Annotated in this window: 14 protein-coding genes and 3 tRNA genes; 6 read left to right on the top strand and 11 right to left on the bottom strand. The window is 69.2% G+C overall.

Annotation, left to right across the window (positions count from 1 at the left end):
* Positions 1-72: 72 nt before the first annotated feature.
* The gene (gene leuD, locus MUN33_RS11930; protein ID WP_244805125.1) at positions 73-660 is read right to left on the bottom strand and encodes a 3-isopropylmalate dehydratase small subunit; all 588 of its coding nucleotides are present in this window, start codon (positions 658-660) and stop codon (positions 73-75) included.
* A 7-nt stretch (positions 661-667) separates the two neighbouring features.
* Positions 668-2,116, bottom strand: coding sequence for a 3-isopropylmalate dehydratase large subunit (gene leuC, locus MUN33_RS11925; RefSeq protein WP_244805124.1), 1,449 nt, complete (start codon positions 2,114-2,116; stop codon positions 668-670).
* A 155-nt stretch (positions 2,117-2,271) separates the two neighbouring features.
* Between leuC and MUN33_RS11920 the strand changes: the two genes are divergently transcribed.
* Positions 2,272-3,024 (top strand): IclR family transcriptional regulator, encoded by a 753-nt coding sequence (locus tag MUN33_RS11920; RefSeq protein WP_244805123.1) that lies wholly within the window; start codon positions 2,272-2,274, stop codon positions 3,022-3,024.
* Positions 3,025-3,135: 111 nt separating this feature from the next.
* Here the strand turns inward: MUN33_RS11920 and MUN33_RS11915 are convergent.
* Positions 3,136-3,208 (bottom strand) — tRNA-Glu (locus tag MUN33_RS11915).
* A 174-nt stretch (positions 3,209-3,382) separates the two neighbouring features.
* On the opposite strand from MUN33_RS11915, the gene MUN33_RS11910 reads away from it, so the two are divergent.
* Positions 3,383-4,411: a winged helix DNA-binding domain-containing protein gene (locus MUN33_RS11910; protein ID WP_244805122.1), complete on the top strand. Its 1,029-nt coding sequence runs from the start codon at positions 3,383-3,385 to the stop codon at positions 4,409-4,411.
* A 12-nt stretch (positions 4,412-4,423) separates the two neighbouring features.
* On the opposite strand, the gene MUN33_RS11905 is transcribed toward MUN33_RS11910, so the two are convergent.
* The 5 genes from MUN33_RS11905 to MUN33_RS11885 all read right to left on the bottom strand — a co-directional run bounded on the left by MUN33_RS11905 (position 4,424) and on the right by MUN33_RS11885 (position 8,038).
* Positions 4,424-5,236 carry a histidine phosphatase family protein gene (locus tag MUN33_RS11905; RefSeq protein ID WP_244805520.1) on the bottom strand — a complete coding sequence of 271 codons (813 nt, stop codon included), beginning with the start codon at positions 5,234-5,236 and terminating at the stop codon, positions 4,424-4,426.
* Positions 5,237-5,439: 203 nt separating this feature from the next.
* Positions 5,440-5,512, bottom strand: a tRNA-Glu gene (locus tag MUN33_RS11900).
* A 36-nt stretch (positions 5,513-5,548) separates the two neighbouring features.
* Positions 5,549-5,620, bottom strand: a tRNA-Gln gene (locus MUN33_RS11895).
* 184 nt (positions 5,621-5,804) lie between these two features.
* Positions 5,805-7,295: a glutamate--tRNA ligase gene (gene gltX, locus MUN33_RS11890; RefSeq protein ID WP_244805121.1), complete on the bottom strand. Its 1,491-nt coding sequence runs from the start codon at positions 7,293-7,295 to the stop codon at positions 5,805-5,807.
* Positions 7,292-8,038 carry a TIM barrel protein gene (locus tag MUN33_RS11885; RefSeq protein WP_244805120.1) on the bottom strand — a complete coding sequence of 249 codons (747 nt, stop codon included), beginning with the start codon at positions 8,036-8,038 and terminating at the stop codon, positions 7,292-7,294. Before MUN33_RS11885 ends, gltX begins: the two co-directional genes overlap by 4 nt.
* Before the next feature lie 88 nt (positions 8,039-8,126).
* Here MUN33_RS11885 and MUN33_RS11880 point away from each other — a divergent pair, with 88 nt between their 5' ends.
* Together MUN33_RS11880 and MUN33_RS11875 are read left to right on the top strand one after the other, a co-directional pair.
* Positions 8,127-8,918 (top strand): SDR family oxidoreductase, encoded by a 792-nt coding sequence (locus tag MUN33_RS11880; RefSeq protein WP_244805119.1) that lies wholly within the window; start codon positions 8,127-8,129, stop codon positions 8,916-8,918.
* A gap of 78 nt (positions 8,919-8,996) precedes the next feature.
* The gene (locus MUN33_RS11875) at positions 8,997-10,139 is read left to right on the top strand and encodes an isochorismate synthase (RefSeq protein ID WP_244805118.1); all 1,143 of its coding nucleotides are present in this window, start codon (positions 8,997-8,999) and stop codon (positions 10,137-10,139) included.
* A 47-nt stretch (positions 10,140-10,186) separates the two neighbouring features.
* Here the strand turns inward: MUN33_RS11875 and MUN33_RS11870 are convergent, their stop codons facing one another.
* Genes MUN33_RS11870 through MUN33_RS11860 form a run of 3 tightly spaced genes read right to left on the bottom strand, consistent with a single transcriptional unit; the run spans position 10,187 to position 13,687 of the window.
* On the bottom strand, positions 10,187-10,993 hold the full coding sequence (locus MUN33_RS11870) for a fumarylacetoacetate hydrolase family protein (RefSeq protein ID WP_244805117.1): 807 nt from the start codon (positions 10,991-10,993) through the stop codon (positions 10,187-10,189).
* 49 nt (positions 10,994-11,042) lie between these two features.
* The gene (locus MUN33_RS11865; RefSeq protein ID WP_439647858.1) at positions 11,043-11,717 is read right to left on the bottom strand and encodes an exonuclease domain-containing protein; all 675 of its coding nucleotides are present in this window, start codon (positions 11,715-11,717) and stop codon (positions 11,043-11,045) included.
* Positions 11,714-13,687 carry a putative nucleotidyltransferase substrate binding domain-containing protein gene (locus MUN33_RS11860; protein ID WP_244805116.1) on the bottom strand — a complete coding sequence of 658 codons (1,974 nt, stop codon included), beginning with the start codon at positions 13,685-13,687 and terminating at the stop codon, positions 11,714-11,716. Before MUN33_RS11860 ends, MUN33_RS11865 begins: the two co-directional genes overlap by 4 nt.
* 133 nt (positions 13,688-13,820) lie before the next feature.
* Here MUN33_RS11860 and MUN33_RS11855 point away from each other — a divergent pair, with 133 nt between their 5' ends.
* Positions 13,821-14,399 carry a PadR family transcriptional regulator gene (locus MUN33_RS11855; RefSeq protein WP_244805115.1) on the top strand — a complete coding sequence of 193 codons (579 nt, stop codon included), beginning with the start codon at positions 13,821-13,823 and terminating at the stop codon, positions 14,397-14,399.
* Between the two features lie 6 nt (positions 14,400-14,405).
* Positions 14,406-16,496, top strand: a complete 2,091-nt coding sequence (locus MUN33_RS11850; protein WP_369414964.1) for an oxidoreductase — start codon at positions 14,406-14,408, stop codon at positions 16,494-16,496.
* Positions 16,497-16,522 lie beyond the last annotated feature (26 nt).

Here is a 16,522-nt window from a genome sequence, read left to right as displayed (position 1 = left end):
GAGACTACGTCACTTTCCCCGCCGATATCACCGGGGCTGCCGGGCCACCGCCCGACGACGCCGGCCCCGGACCTAGTGGATGACCGGCTTGAAGGTGGGCCTCGACTGCTCGTAGGCCTCGATCGCCGCCTCGTCCTGCAGGGTGATTCCGATGTCGTCCAGCCCGTTCAGCAACCGCCACCGGGTGTCGTCGTCGACGTCGAAGGTGAAGACGTGCTCGCCGAGGGTGGCGGTCCGCGACTCGAGGTCGACGGTCATCTCCACCCCCGGCTGCTGCTCGATGAGCTTCCAGATCAGCTCGATGTCCTCCGCGGGCATCGTGGCCACGAGCAACCCGTTCTTGGCGGCGTTGCCCCGGAAGATGTCACCGAAGCGTGGGGAGAACACCACGCGGAAGCCGTAGTCGAGCAGGGCCCACACCGCATGCTCGCGCGAGGACCCTGTGCCGAAGTCCGGCCCGGCGACCAGGACCGTGGAGGCGACGAAGGGTTCCTGATTGAGCACGAAGTCAGGGTCCCGACGCCAGGACTTGAACAGGCCCGACTCGTAACCGGTCTTGGTGACGAGCTTGAGGTACTCGGCGGGCACGATCTGGTCGGTGTCCACGTTCGAGCGTCGCAGGGGGCACGCCACCCCGGTGTGTGTGCTGAACTTCTCCACGAAAAACCTACTCTCCCTTCCCGGCGCCCGGCGCCGGGAGATCGGCGGGGCCGGCCAGATGCCCCAGGACGGCGGTGGCCGCGGCGACCGGCGGCGAGACCAGGTGGGTGCGTCCGCCCTTGCCCTGGCGTCCCTCGAAGTTGCGGTTCGACGTCGACGCCGCGCGCTCCCCGGGTGCCAGCTGGTCCGGGTTCATGCCCAGGCACATCGAGCATCCGGCGGTGCGCCACTCCGCACCGGCGTCGAGGAAGACCCGGTCGAGGCCCTCGGACTCCGCCTGGGTCTTCACCGACGTCGACGAGGGCACGACGATCATACGTACCGTCCCGGCGACGTGCCGTCCGCGCAGCACCTCGGCCGCGGCCCGCAGGTCCTCGATGCGGCTGTTGGTGCACGAGCCGAGGAAGACGGTGTCGATGGCGATGTCGCGCAACGGGGTGCCCTGCTCGAGCCCCATGTACTCCAGGGCCGATTCCGCCGAGATGCGGGCGGTCTCGTCGGTGATGTCCTCCAGGTACGGGACCGACGCGTCCAGCGGCAGTCCCTGGCCCGGGTTGGTACCCCAGGTCACGAAGGGGGTCAGCGCGGATCCGTCGATCTCGACGACGGTGTCGTAGACCGCGCCCTCGTCGGTGGGCAGCGAACGCCAGTACTCGACGGCGTCGTCCCAGTCCTTCCCGGTCGGGGCGTACCGGCGCCCCTTGAGGTAGTCGAAGGTGACGTCGTCCGGGGCGATCATCCCGGCCCGGGCGCCGGCCTCGATGCTCATGTTGCACATCGTCAGCCGGCCTTCCATGGACAGCTTTCGGATGGCTTCACCGCGGTACTCGATGATGTGGCCCTGGGCGCCGCCGGTACCGATCTTCGCGATGATCGCCAGGATGAGGTCTTTGGCGGTCACCCCCGGCTGCAGTTCGCCGGTGACCTCGATCGCCATGGTCTTGAACGGCGCCAACGGCAGGGTCTGCGTGGCCAGCACGTGCTCGACCTCGCTGGTGCCGATGCCCATGCCGATGGAGCCGAAGGCACCGTGTGTGGAGGTGTGCGAGTCCCCGCAGACGATGGTCATCCCGGGTTGGCTCGCCCCGAGCTGGGGGCCGACGGTGTGCACGATGCCCTGGTCGCCGTCCCCCATGGAGTGCAGCACCACGCCGTACTCCTCGCAATTCCGGCGCAGCGTCTCGACCTGCAGCCGTGAGACCTTGTCCTCGATCTCCAGCAGGTTCCCGGAGTGGACGCCGACGGTCGGCACGTTGTGGTCCTCGGTGCCCAGGGTCAGGTCGGGACGCCGCAGCGGCCGGTTGTTCTGCCGCAGGCCGTCGAAGGCCTGCGGACTGGTGACCTCGTGGATCAGGTGGAGGTCGATGAACAGCAGGTCACGCCCACCGTTCTCGCCGCGCGTCACGACGTGGGCGTCCCACACCTTCTCGGCGAGGGTTCGGGGCACAGCATTCACGGTTCTCTCCTCGGTCTCCGGCCGTCTGCAGCGGTGTCCACTGTCTGCACAGTGTCAGTGGCGTTCCCGGTCTCCCCGGATGATCCGACGCTGCCCCGCCCGTCACTGCGTGGCAGCCTGGAAGTTCCACTAGTTGGAATGTATAGTATCAGATCATGGGAAAACCCGCCTACACTGAGACGTCCTCTCCGAGCTCCACACCAGTGGCGTCGACCACCAGCGGCATCCAGGTCCTCGACCGTGCCCTGCTCATCCTCGGCATCGTCGCGCGTCGGCCACACAGCCTCTCCGAACTGTGCGACACCACCGGCCTGCCACGTGCCACCGCACACCGGATCGCCGTCGCCCTGGAGAAACACCGCATGGTGACCCGCCTGGAGGACGGCCAGTGGACCGCCGGCCCGGCCCTTGCGGAACTCGCACCGAAGTCCTCCACCCGGCTCGACGAAGCCGCCGAGCACGTCCTGCCGGACCTCGTCGAGCGCACCGGCGAGGCCGTGCAGATCTACAAGCTCTCCGGACGCGAACGCGTCTGCATCGCCACCGCGGAACCCCGGCAGGGTCTCCGGGACACGGTACCAGTGGGCAACCGGCTGACCCTCAACGCCGGGTCCGCGGCGAAGGTCCTCGTGGCCTACTCCCCCACGGTGTTCCAGGACGACATCCTGCCGGACGCTGCCTACACCGCCGAGGACCTCGAGCTCGTCCGCGCCGGCCAGATCGCCGAGTCCGTCGGGGAACGCGACGCCGCGCTGGCCAGCGTGTCCGTGCCGGTACGCGACGCCTCCGGCGTGATCGCCGCACTGTCGATCTCCGGGCCCGCCGAGCGCATGGGTCCCTCTCCGGCCGCCCGGCACCGTGAGGCCCTGCAGCGCAGCGCCGCCGAACTGGAGCGCTACCTGCGCTAGCCGCGGGCCCGCCGGTCCGTTGCGGGACGTTCGTACGTCCTCCTGTGCTCCGGGCACCGCCCGCAGACGCAGAAAAAGCCCGGTCCGAAGACCGGGCTTTCCATGCTGTTGTACCCCGTACGGGATTTGAACCCGTGTTACCGGCGTGAGAGGCCGGCGTCCTAGGCCGCTAGACGAACGGGGCAAGGACTTTCATCATCGTTGACCAGCCGGACCCGCTGTCCGCGCCGTGCAACGGGGAGAACTATATAGGAGTCGCGGAAGAACCGCATAATCGGTGGCTTGACCTGCAGAAATATGCGCATCCACGGGCGCATGTCACCCGGTCCGTCCCCGTCCACGGACTAGGCTGGCCTCCATGCCCCCGCTGACCCCCGTCCACGTCCCCGGACTCCGGCTCATCGCCCAGCTTCTCGCCCCCAGCGCCGCGCGTCCACCACTCGGCGACGGGGCCAACCAACCGACCCCGGAGGCCCGCGCCGTCCACGCCACCGCAGCCCACATGCTCGCCACACAGGCCCAGAACCTGCCCGCCGCCGTCACCGCACTCGCCCTGCGGAGCGCCTCCCCGGGCCTCACCGGGGACGCCCTCGCCACCGCCGGCGTCGTACGCAGTTGGTCGCAGCGCGGCACACACCACCTCCTCGCCGCCGAGGACGTCCGGTGGATGACCCGCCTGTGCACCCCACGGGTCCAGGCGGCGTCGAAGAAGCGCCGGGGCACGCTGGGACTCTCCGACACCGATGTCGACGCCTGCCGGGCCGCACTCCTCGACGCACTCACCGCAGACCCCGCTCCCCTGGCACGCACAGCGGCCTACCGCGTCTTCGCCGGGGCGGGTGTCGATCCGGACGGGGGCCGCGGATCCCACATGCTGCGCCATTTCGGCGGCGAGGGCGACATCATCCAGGGACCCCGCACCACCGGGGCGGGCCGTAACGAGGACACCTTCGTCCTCCACGACAATGCCGTCCCCCATCCCCGTGACCTCACCGGGGAGGACGCGCTCCGCGAACTGGCGGTCCGCTACCACCGCTCGCGCGGGCCAGCCACGGTCAAGGACCTCGCATGGTGGTCGGGGTTGACGGTCCGCGACGCCCGCACGGCGACGGCTCTCGCACTCGACACCGGCAGCGTCGTCACCGCAGAGGCACCGGACGGGCGAACGCTGCACCTCGCCGACTGGCAGCAGGACGTCACTTCCGCCGAGATCCGGGATGCTCTCGGGGCAACCTACGCCCTGCCGTCCTTCGACGAGTACTTACTGGGGTACACGGACCGGTCCGACGTCCTGCCCGAGGCCCTCGTCGCGGAGGTCGGACCGACGAAGAACGGGCTCGTCCACGCCTTCGACGTGACCGACGGAGTGGTGACCGGGCGGAGCTGACCGCGGAGACGTCTACTCCGACAGCAGGCGCGACTGCTCCTCCGCGACCGCCAGCAGCTCCTCGTTGCTGAGGTAGTCCCGGTCGAACTGCTGCCACGGCTGCTCGACCATGCGCCAACGCCCGGTGGTCCGGTCACAGAACGGGTGCGCGGCACGGACCCACCGCATCCACGGCGACACGTCCCCGGTGTCCGGGTCGACCCGGGTGTAGTGCAGCACCGTGCAGTTGAAGATGGTCATCTCGCGGTCCTTGTCGTTGCGCAGGAACTCCTCGTCGCTCCACCGCTCCAGGACCAGACGTGTCGACCACATGTAGTCGCCGTGGGTGACCACCAGGACGTTCTGCTCACTGCTCTCGCGGTGCAGGGTGCTCAGCAGGTTGCGCACGCGGTTCTCGGCGACGTTGGCGATCGACTCCCCCGCCGGCGGCGCCCAGTACAACGGGTCCTTGCGCCGCAACAGGGCGTTGTGGGCGTACTGCTCCTCGAAGACCTTGCGGGGCAGCGGGGAGATCTCACCCCAGGACCGCTCCCGCACGACACGGTTCTCCTCCCACCGCGCGCCGACCAGGCCGAGGTTCGCTGCGGTCTCGCGGGTCCGGACGTACGGGGAGGTGATGCAGCGGTCGAGGGCGTCGACATGGCTGGTGATCCATTCGCCGGCGGCACGGGCCTGGGCGACACCGGCGGCGGTGAGACGCCACGAACGGTCCGCCACCAGCATCGTCTCCTCGCTGAACAGTGCCTGGTCACCGGCCTTGTCTGCACGCTGGATGACGTTGGCCTCGCTCTGGCCGTGGCGGACGAGGATCAGGTTCTTCGGCATGGTCACCCCACCCACCCTAGACCTTTCGGTCACGAAGCAACCGCCCCACCCCGCCCGTCATCGCCCGGAGCCCGCGCCATTGTCGGAATCCCGGGTACTGAACCGACAACAGCCCGGGCTGCGGGACGCCCCGGCGGGCTGACCCGCCCGCGGGCATGCGAAAAGCCCGGTCCGAAGACCGGGCTTTCCGTTCACATACCTTGTACCCCGTACGGGATTTGAACCCGTGTTACCGGCGTGAGAGGCCGGCGTCCTAGGCCGCTAGACGAACGGGGCGTGAAAACAAACTGCACATCATATCCAGCGTTTCCGCTGGCCTACCAGGACTCGAACCTAGAACGACGGTACCAGAAACCGCTGTGTTGCCAATTACACCATAGGCCATTTGTTGCTCTGAGCTCCGAGGCTTCCCCCGCGCTGCCTTGCAACGGTGGATACTATAACCAGGACTCCCTTCTGCTCGCAAATTGCGAGGTCAGGTGGCTAATCCTGGCGTCCGTAACCGCATACTGCCGCGCTCGGTCCGCGCTAGTCCGCGCTAGTCCGCGCTAGCCTGCGCCAGCTCGCGCTACTCCGCGGCGACGTAGGGCGTGACCGCCCGGGCGGCCCGCAACCGGGCCAGGGTGGACTCCTTGCCCAGCAGCTCCATCGACTCGAAGAGCGGCGGGGAGACCGCCGCCCCCGAGACCGCCACACGCAGTGCACCGTAGGCCTTGCGCGGCTTGAGCTCCATCGCCTCGATCAGACGCGCCGACAGGGCCGCCTCGATCGTCGCGGTGACGAACTCCGCCTCGTCGATCGCCTCCACTTCCCCGATCGCCGCGTCGAGCACCTCGATGGCGTCCTCCTTGAGGTTCTTCTTCGCCGCCTTCGCGTCGAGCTCGAGGTCACCGTCGGCGGTCACCAGGAAGCGCAGCAGACCGTCGGCGTCACCGAGGGTCTTGATCCGGGTCTGCACCAGGTCCGCAGCGAAGGCGAACTTGTCCGCCGGGTAGTCCGACGGGAAGCCCTTGTACTCCTCCAGGTAGCTGCGCAGCCGTGCAGTGAAGTCCTCGATTTCGAGCAGGCGGATGTGGTCGGCGTTGAGAGCCTCGAGCTTCTTCTGGTCGAACCGTGCCGGGTTGGGCTTGACGTCGGCGACGTCGAAGTTCGCCACGAGCTGGTCGACGCCGAAGACGTCCTCGTCGGCCGACAGCGACCAGCCGAGCAGGGAGAGGTAGTTGAGCATGCCCTCCGGGATGATGCCGTTGTCCCGGTGGTTGAACAGGTTGGACTCCGGGTCACGCTTCGACAGCTTCTTGTTGCCCTCGCCCATCACGAACGGCAGGTGTCCGAAGACCGGGGTCGCCTCGGCGACACCGATACGCACCAGCGCCTCGTACAGCGCGAGCTGACGCGGGGTGGAGGGCAGCAGGTCCTCGCCGCGCAGCACGTGGGTGATCTTCATCAGCGCGTCGTCCACCGGGTTGACCAGGGTGTAGAGCGGCTGACCGTTGGAGCGGGCCACCACGAAGTCCGGCACCGTGGTCCCGTCGACGACCATCTCACCACGGACCAGGTCGCTCCAGGTCCAGGTCTTCTCCGGCATGCGCAGCCGCCACACCGGCGAGCGGCCCTCCGCCTCGAAGGCGGCGACCTGCTCGGCGGTCAGGTCACGGTCGAAGTTGTCGTAGCCCAGCTTCGGGTCGCGGCCGGCCGCACGGTGGCGCTCCTCGACCTCTTCGGCGGTGGAGTAGGCCGGGTAGACGTCCCCCGACGCCTTGAGCTTCTCGAGGACCTCGGCGTAGATCTCCATGCGCTGGGACTGGCGGTAGGGGCCGTGCGGGCCGCCGGGCTCGCCCACTCCCTCGTCCCAGTCCAGGCCGAGCCAGGTCAGCGAGTCGACGATCGCCTCGTAGGACTCCTCGGAGTCACGGGCGGCGTCGGTGTCCTCGATCCGGAACACCAGCTTGCCACCGGTGTGCCGGGCGTAGGCCCAGTTGAACAGTGCGGTGCGGACCATGCCGACGTGCGGGGTCCCGGTCGGCGAGGGGCAGAAACGTACGCGTACTTCACTCATGGTGTCCTATTCCACCACATCCACTCCCCCGCCACGTCCCCGGAGTACCCGGCGGCCCGCAGCGCACCGACCCACTCGTCCAGCGGTAACCGGCCGGTGCCCGGCGCGCCCCTGCCCGGGTCGTCGGCGATCTGGACGTGTGCCGGGGCGACCGCCGCGTCGGAGGTGCCGCAGCTGTCCAACCACGCCGGGACGTCGTCGGTCTGGCTGAGGTGCCACAGGTCCGCCAGCAGCGCGGTGTTGGGGACGCTGGCGATCACCCCGCGGGCCTCGGCGACGGTGGTGACCGGGTAGTCGTCCACCCCGGCACTGGGCTCGATCAGGACGGTGCCCTGCCCGCGCGACTCGGCGACGCGTGCGACCGCGGCGATGTTGTCGAGCTGGTCGGGGCCGAGTCGGCGTCCTCCCCTGCCGAGGAGCAGGTTGAACCGGTCGGCCCCGGTGGCGTCGGCGAGACGGGACATGGCGTCGAGGTGTCCGCTGCCCAGTGGTCCGCGGTGCAGGACGCCCCGGTCACCGGCGGCGAGGTCGCCACCCCAGTAGTTCACGGCGACGAGGGTGAGGCCGCGGCGCCCCAGTTCGGCCACCAGGTCGTCGATGTCCCGGCCGCTGGGCTCGGGTGTGTCCCAGGGCCACCACAGTTCGATCCGGTCGAGGCCGAGGGCGCCCGCCCGTCCCAGGTCCGGGTCGCCCTGCGGTCGGCCGATCGAACAGTTCACGGCGGTGGTCAGTTGCGGTGCCATTGCCCGGTCCTCCAGTCTGCGGGTTCCCCACCAACGTACCTGGGCGTGCACCTTCCGTGGGCGGGACGGATCAGGGACAATACGGGGTATGGATGAACCGGCACCACCGCTGACCCGTACCCACCGCCCGGACCGCGTCGTCGCGGTCACCGGGGCCGGCGGCGGGCTGGGACGGACGTTCTCGGTCGCCCTGGCCGAGGCCGGGTGGACCGTCGCCGCCCTGGGCCGCACGCGCGCGACGCTGGAGGAGACGGTCGCGGCCTGCCCCGGGGACGGCCATCTGGCCGTGGTCTGCGACGTGACGGACGAGGCGTCGGTCACCGCGGCCGTCGATCACCTCACCGACCGGCTGGGGCGTCTGGACCTGCTGGTGAACAACGCCGGGATCCCCGGTGCGACGGGCCGGATCGACACGGTCGACCCGGCCGCCTTCGAGGAGACGCTGCGCACGAACCTCACCGGCACCTTCCTGTGCACCCGGGCGGCGTTCTCGTGGATGGCGTCCCACGGTGGCGGGCGGATCGTCAACAACGGGTCGATCGCCGCACACGCCCCACGGGCCGGCGCCGCCGCCTACGCCGCATCGAAGGCCGCGGTGGCGTCGTTGACCGTGTCCACCGCGTTGGACGGACGGGAGGTCGGCGTCACCGCCACCGAGCTCGACATCGGCAACGCCCGTACCGCACTCCTTGAGTCCTTCACGTCCTCAGGCACGTCTTCGGACACCACCTCCGGGGCTTCCACCACTCCCCCGGAGCCCACCTTCGCCGCCGCCGAGGCGGCGCGGCTGCTGGTGAGTGTGGCGGAGATGCCGCCCGGGGTCAGCGTGGACCGGGTGACGGTGACCGCGGCAGGGATGCCCTACCTGGGCCGCGGCTGACGCCGACGCCCCGCGTCTCCCCGGTTCAGGGTGCCCGGTAATTTCAGTTTGTTTCGCACCCCTGAGTACGGTGGCTATGTGATCAATAACGATCGCCCGTCAACAGCGCCGGACTTTCTTCTCTCCCGCGCGTCGGGCAGCATCCGCACCCAGGGGACACGCACGTCCTTCCCCGATCCGTTCGAGGCTGCGACAGCGCTGCGTGACGGTGGCGCACGCCTGGTCGTCGGCGCCGTGCCGTTCGACACCGCCAACCGTGCGGCCTTGACCGTCCCGGGCAGCGTCGTCGAGACCGAGGGGCCGCTGGAGCCCCCCGCCTACTACCGTGGCCGTGACCTCGGCGACCAGCTGGAGGTCGTCAACGTCCATCCGTTGAGCAGTCCCGAGGAACACCAGTCCACGGTGGCCGCGGCCATCGAGACGATGCACAACACCCCCCTGCGGAAGGTCGTGCTGGCCCGGGCGGTGGACATCGAGTTCGCCGAGGAGATCGACCCGCTGCTCATCGCCGCACGCCTGATCGACCTCTCCGCCCACCGTGACGGCTTCGCCGTGGACCTCTCTGCCACCGGACGGTCCGACGACCGCGGCACCATGCTCGTCGGATCCTCGCCGGAGGTGCTGATCCGTCGTCGCGGGACCACCGTGGAGGCCCGCCCCCTGGCCGGGTCGGCGGCGCGGTTGGCCGACCGGCAGGCCGACGAGACGGTCGGGCGCATACTGCGGGACTCCACGAAGGACCTCACCGAGCACGAGCTGGTGGTCGACCACTACCGGCAGGTCCTCGGCAGCGTGTGCACCGAACTGTCGATCCCGGACGCGCCCGAGCTGATCAAGACCAACGAGATGTGGCACCTGGCCACACCCGTCCGTGGCACCCTGCCCGACCTGAACTTCTCGGCCCTGGACCTGGCGCTGATGCTGCACCCCACCCCGGCGGTCGGCGGCACCCCCACCGACGCCGCCATCGGCATCATCAACGAGGTCGAGGACCCACGGTGCTTCTACGCCGGCTTCGTCGGCTGGTGCAACGACGCCGGCGACGGCGAGTACATGGTCAGTATCCGCTGCGCCGAGGTCGCCGGGGCCACGGCCCGGGCGTGGGCCGGCGGCGGCGTGATCGCCTCGTCCTCCCCGTCGGCCGAGGCCGCGGAGACGACGGCGAAGCTGCAGACCGCACTACGGGCGCTCAACGTGCCTGCCGCGATGCGCGCGGTCTGAGAAAGGCCCGTGGACGGGTCCCCCGCCCGGACGCGGTCGGTACCCGTTCAGTACGCCTCGACGGGGTTGACCAGGTGACCGAGACCGGGGATCTCCACGTCGATCGTGTCGCCGGGGACCATCTCGGCGGTACCGGCGGGTGAGCCGGTGCAGATCACGTCGCCCGGGAGCAGGGTGAAGGCCTGTGAGACCCACTCGACGATCTCCGGGATGGACTTGATCATCTGGTTCGAGTTGGAGTCCTGCTTGGTCTCCGTCTCACCGTCGTGGGTGAGGTGCGCCTTGATCGGCAGGTCGGTCAGGTCCGCGAAGTCCGGGTCCGTCTCGATCCACGGGCCCAGCGGGCAGAAGCTGTCCAGGCCCTTCGCACGGGACCACTGGCCGTCGGCGAACTGCAGGTCACGGGACGAGACGTCGTTGACGATGGTGAACCCGAGGACCACGCTCTTCCAGTCGTCGCGCTTGACGTCCTTGCAGGGCTTTCCGATGACGATGGCGAGCTCACCCTCGAACTCCACGCGGGTGGCCCACTCCGGCTTCCGGATCGGGGCGCCGGGGCCCACCACGGCCGTCGGCGGCTTCAGGAACAGCGTCGGCGGAAGGTGCTCGGCGGACTTGTTGAACACCTCCTTGACGTGGTCGGCGTAGTTACGGCCCACAGCGACGACCTTGGACGGAAGGATCGGGGCCAGCAGGCGGACCTCGTCGAAGCTCCAGGTCCGACCAGTGAACTCAGGCTCCCCGAAGGGGTGGCCGGCGATCTCGCGGCAGGTTGCCCCGGTCCCGTCGGCCTCTCCCCCCTCCAGAGCCACGAAGGCCATACCTTCAGGGTGTGCGATGCGCGAAATTCTCATGGTCATTCAGCTTACAGAGGAAAACAAACAGCGCCGAGGCCGCCCCCGGCTATGTCTGGGCCGACCGCAGCGACGAATACGGCGACCGGCCGTTCTCCGGGGAGGTCATGGCGAGAAACAGCTCCGCACAGGCCAGGGCGTCGGTGACGGCCCGGTGCGGCGGGTAGGACGGCAGGCCGTACCGGTCACGCAGGCGCGGCAACCGCAGGTCCTCTCCCCTCGGGTGCACGGACTCCCGCTCCATCCGTCGCCGGGCCAGCGCATAGGTGTCCAGGGTGGGGACCACGAGCCCGGCACCGAAGGCCGAACGGCACGCCGCGGAGAGGAAGTCCTCCTCGATCGTGGCGAAGTGCGCCAGCATCGCCCGGCCCTTCAGCGCGTCCAGCAGCTCGGTGAGCGCGTCGGCCACCGGGACACCCGCGTCGACCATGTCGTCGGTGAGCCCGTGCACGGTGGCGGACTGGCCGACCCCGTCGCCGTCGTCGACCGCGGAGATGACGACCTCGCGCGCCCCGGAGAGGATGATCCTCCGCCCGTCCATCGGCACCCAGCCGATCGACAGCAGCCGGTCGGACGCCAGGTCGAGCCCGGTGGCCTCGACGTCGACCGCGAGCACCGGGAGCTCGTCCAACTGGGTCGATCCGGCCGGTGACGGTACCTCGTAGAAGTCCGCGAGGGCCCCGGTGGCGCGCCGCTTCTCCCACACCCGACGCAACATGCTCATGTGTTCCTCACCGGGTACTTGACCGCCAGCGAGGTCTGGATGCCCTTGATGATGCCGAAGGCGTCGCGCAGGTTCTCACGGTCCAGTTTGCCCAACGAGTCCGGGTCGATGTGGTAGTTCGCCTCCCCGCCGCTGCGGAGCTGGCTGGCCTGGTGCCTCAGCGACAGCGACTTGAGGAAGTTGAAGGCCTCGGTCAGGTCGCGGGCGGCCTTCTGGGTCAGCGCACCCTTGGCCGCGGCCTGCGCCAGCCTCTGGTGGGTGCCGACGGCCTTGACCCCGGCCATCAGGGCGTACAACCGTGCGATCTGGACGATCGGGGCGGTGCCGCCCGACTTCACGTTCAGCGTGTTGCGGTAGTCTCCACCGCGCTGCACGACGAGACCACGGAAGATCCCCAGGGGCGTCTCCGCCCGGGCCACCAGGGCAGCCAGACGCGCGTGGAACCGGGAGGAACTGCGCGCCAGCGCCACCGAGTACCGGTGCACCTGGTCGGCCAGCTCACGGGCGCCGTAGATCGGCCGCATGTCGAAGAAGGTCTGTGCGTTGAGCAGGGCGTCCGGGTGCGGGGCGGTGACCCAGCTGTGGAAGGAGTCCTTCCACTGGTCCACCGTCATCCGCCAGGCGGGGTTCATCGCCATCATGTCGCCCGGGCACAGTTGCTGGCCCGCCTCGCCCAGACCGGTGCAGACCATGCGCCCGAGCTCTGCGAAGTACTCTCCGTGCAGGTCCTCGTCGTAGGAGTTGTGCAGGACCAGCCCGTTGTCCTGGTCCGAGGAGAAGCCGACGGCACGCCGGGCCTGGGACCCCAGCACGATGAACGCGTAGGGCACCGGCGGTGGGCCGAGCGTCTCCTCCGCCAGGACCAGTAGGCGCCGCGCCAGCGAGTCCAGGCAGACGGTGAGGATCTCGCTGACCTCTTCGGCGGAGGCGCCCCGGCCGATGAAGCCGCTGGTCATCTCCGCGGTGTCCTTGACGATCACCCGCATCTGCTCGGCGTCGGTGGCCTTGGCCAGGTCGGCGGTGAGGTAGATCGGGTCGTTGCGCAGTGCACGCATGATGTCCGACGCCGAGATCACGCCGGTGACACCGTCACCGCCACCCTCCAACCCACCGACGACCGGAAGGTGGTGGACGCCCTGCTCGCTCATCATCAGCATCGCCTCGAACGCGGTGGTGTCGGCGGTGGTGGAGAACGGGTCACGGGTCATGATCGCGGACACCGGGGAATCGGTGGACACCCCCTCGGCGATCACCCGGGTGCGCAGGTCGCGGTCGGTGATGATGCCGACCAGCTCATTGCCCGACACCGGCGGCAGCAGGGAGACATCGTCCACCTCATCGCCGCCGTCCAAGCTTCCCCTACCGCCTGTGTCCGCCGTGTCCGAGATCACCGGGAGACAGGAGATGCCGTTGCTGCTCATGAGCTGCGCGGCCTCGCGGACCGTCGCCCCGGGGTCCACCGACACCGGGTCCCGGTCCACCAGGTCGGAGACCAGCGTACGAAGCGCATCCGAGCCGGACCGCACGCCCAACCGCTCCGCCGCCGCCCGGATTCGTTCCGACACCCCGGCGAAGTAGCGGGCGACCTCGGGGTTGCGTTCGATCAGCCCACGGACCTCCTCGCGCTCCATCGTCAGCAGCAGGCTGTCCTCGACGGCGATCATGGTGTAGCGCGAGGGGCCCGGGTCCGCGCCGAACCCGCCCTTGGTCACGATCGTGGAGTGGCCGAAGAACCGTCCGGTGCCACGCCGGTCCAGCAGGACGTCCTGGCTGTCGAGCACGTCGACCGCCCCGGAACGGATCACGTACAGCATGTCGTTGGGCTGTCCGGCGGTGATGACCGTCTCTCCCCGACGCACGTAGATGATCTCCATCTTGGCGGGAAGGGCGCGCAGCTCATCGTCCGGGAGATGACTGAAGGGCTCGTGCTCACCGAGGAACTTCCGTACCTCGTCCAGTTCCACACTCATGGTCGGCAAGTCTATGGGCCACACCTCCGGCGTCCTCCGGAGTAACCCCGATCCGGGGGTATATGCAACAAGTTTCACATCAATTCGTGTCATAGTGCGCCGCAGTGCTGTGACATGGATTACCCTGACTGCCATGGCACTGGAGCACGCGATCATGATCTCCCTGGCGGAACGGCCGGGGACCGGTTATGAGCTGGGACGACAGTTCGCCACATCCCTGGGCCACTTCTGGCCCGCCACCCGACAGCAGATCTACCGCACCCTCGGGCGCCTACACGACGACGGACTGGTGACGTGCCGCGACGTCGCACAGGACGGCAGGCCCGACAAGAAGGTCTACGCGCTCGCCCCTGCCGGCAGGACGGCGCTGCAGGACTGGATCGCCGAACCCTCCGAACTCATGAAGATCCGCGACGACCTGTCGGTGAAGATCCGCGGCGCCGAGCACGGCGACCTCGACGACCTGTGCGCCGACATCGGCAGACACCGGGACGCCCATCTGGAACGGCTCCGGCTCTACCGCAGCTACGAGCGCACCCAGTTCCCTGAAGTCACCGGAACCACAGCGCCCGGCACGCCCGACACGCTCACCGGACGCCGGCTGCACCAGCACCTCGTCCTGCGCCTGGGGATCCGCCTGGAGGCCAGCTTCGTGGACTGGTGCACCGAGGTACTCGACGCCCTCACCCACGACCACCGAGAAGGACAGTGACCTACCGTGACAGACGCAGTGACGCCCCGTGACCCCGCCGACTCCCCGTACCCCCACCTGTTCCGGCCGTTGACCATCGGTGGGATGACCCTGCCGAACCGGTCGGTGATGGGCTCGATGCACACCGGTCTGGAGGACCGCTTCTGGCACGCCGACCAACTCGGCGAGTTCTACGCCGAGCGTGCCCGCGGAGGCGTGGGGCTCATCGTCACCGGTGGGATCACCCCGACCCGCAGCGGGGACCTCATGCCGTTCGGCGGGCGGATGGCCACCCCGCTGGCGGTCCTGCACCACCGTCGGATCACCGACGCGGTGCACCGGGAGGGTGGCCGGATCGCCATGCAGATCCTGCATGCCGGACGCTACGGGGTGACCCCGTTCAAGGCCGCCCCCGGCACCGAGCCCTCCCCCATCCACCCCTTCAAGCACATCCGGATGACCGAGGGCATGATCCGGCGCACCATCCGCTCCTATGGCCGTGCCGCGCGGTTGGCCCGCCAGGCCGGCTACGACGCCGTCGAGATCATGGGTGGCGAGGGCTACCTCATCAACCAGTTCCTGTGCCCGCACACCAACGACCGCACCGACCGCTGGGGCGGGACGACCACGAACCGCCAGCGCTTCCTCGTGGAGGTCATCGACGAGATCCGTCGCCAGGTGCCGCGGGAGTTCCCGGTGATCCTGCGTCAGTCGATCGCCGACTTCGTGAAGAACGGCCAGACCTTCGACGAGATCGCCCTGATGTCCCGCCGTGCCGAGCGCCACGGGGTCGACGCGATCAACACCGACATCGGCTGGCACGAGGCCCGCATCCCCACGATCGTGACCTCGGTGCCGCGGGCCGCGTTCGTGAAGTTCACCGAGCGGCTGCGCGACGAGGTGTCGATCCCGCTGATCGCCTCGAACCGCATCAACACCCCGCAGGTCGCCGAGGACGTGCTGGCCAACGGCCGGGTGGACGCGGTGTCCATGGCACGTCCGTTGCTGGCCGACCCGCACTTCGTGGCCAAGGCGCAGCAGGACCGTGCCGACGAGATCAACACCTGCATCGGCTGCAACCAGGCCTGCCTGGACCACGCCTTCGTCGGCAAGCCCGTCTCGTGCCTGGTCAACCCGCGCGCCGGACGGGAGACCAAGCTGGTGCTCTCGCCGACGCGTCGGGCGAAGAAGATCGCCGTCGTCGGCGCCGGTCCTGCCGGGCTGTCTGCCGCGGTCTCCGCCGCCGAGCGTGGGCACCGGGTCGAGCTGTTCGAGGCCCGCAGCCATCTCGGCGGCCAGTTCTCCATCGCCGCCCGGATCCCGGGCAAGGAGGAGTTCCACGAGACGATCCGCTACTACTCCACCCGGCTGGACAAGCTCGGGGTCACCGTCCACCTGGACACCCGTGCCTCGGTGCAGGACCTGGTCGCGGGCGGGTTCGACCATGTCATCGTCTCCTCCGGCGTCGTCCCGCGGGTGCCTGAGATCGAGGGTGTGGACCACCCCAGCGTGATGACCTACGCCGAGGCGGTCCGCGGTGAACGGGAGATCGGTGACCGGGTGGCCGTGATGGGCGCCGGTGGGATCGGGTTCGACGTCTCGGAGTTCCTCACGACGCCCTCCGGGCAGGACTCCCCGTCGTTGAACCTGAAGGAGTGGGAGCAGGAGTGGGGTGTCGACGACGACCCTGCCTCGGCCGGCGCACTGACCTCACCGCGCCCGAGTGCCCCGTTGCGGAAGGTCTACATGGTGCAGCGTAAGTCCACACGCCAGGGCAGGACGTTGGGCAAGACCACCGGCTGGGTGCACCGTGCCGCGGTGAAAAGGAAGAAGGTCGAGCAGATCAGCGGCGCCACCTACGAGAAGATCGACGACGACGGCCTGCACCTGGCCTTCTACGAGGAGAAGGACGGTGCCCGCACGCTGACCGGACGCCGGGTGCTGGAGGTCGACTCGATCGTGCTGTGCACCGGGCAGGAGTCGGTGACCGACCTCGTCGACCCGCTGCGCGAGGCCGGGGTCACCGTCGACGTCGTCGGCGGGGCGGACCTCGCCGCGGAGCTCGACGCCAAGCGTGCGATCCGGCAGGGGACGGAGGCCGCTGCGGCACTGCCCTGACCGGCACTAGTGTCGGGGAAGGCCGC

It is taken from the genome of Corynebacterium kalidii (assembly GCF_022869005.1).
Taxonomy (GTDB): domain Bacteria; phylum Actinomycetota; class Actinomycetes; order Mycobacteriales; family Mycobacteriaceae; genus Corynebacterium; species Corynebacterium kalidii.
The sequence above is the reverse complement of the archived record's forward strand: the minus strand, read 5'-3'. Positions and strand labels throughout refer to the sequence as shown.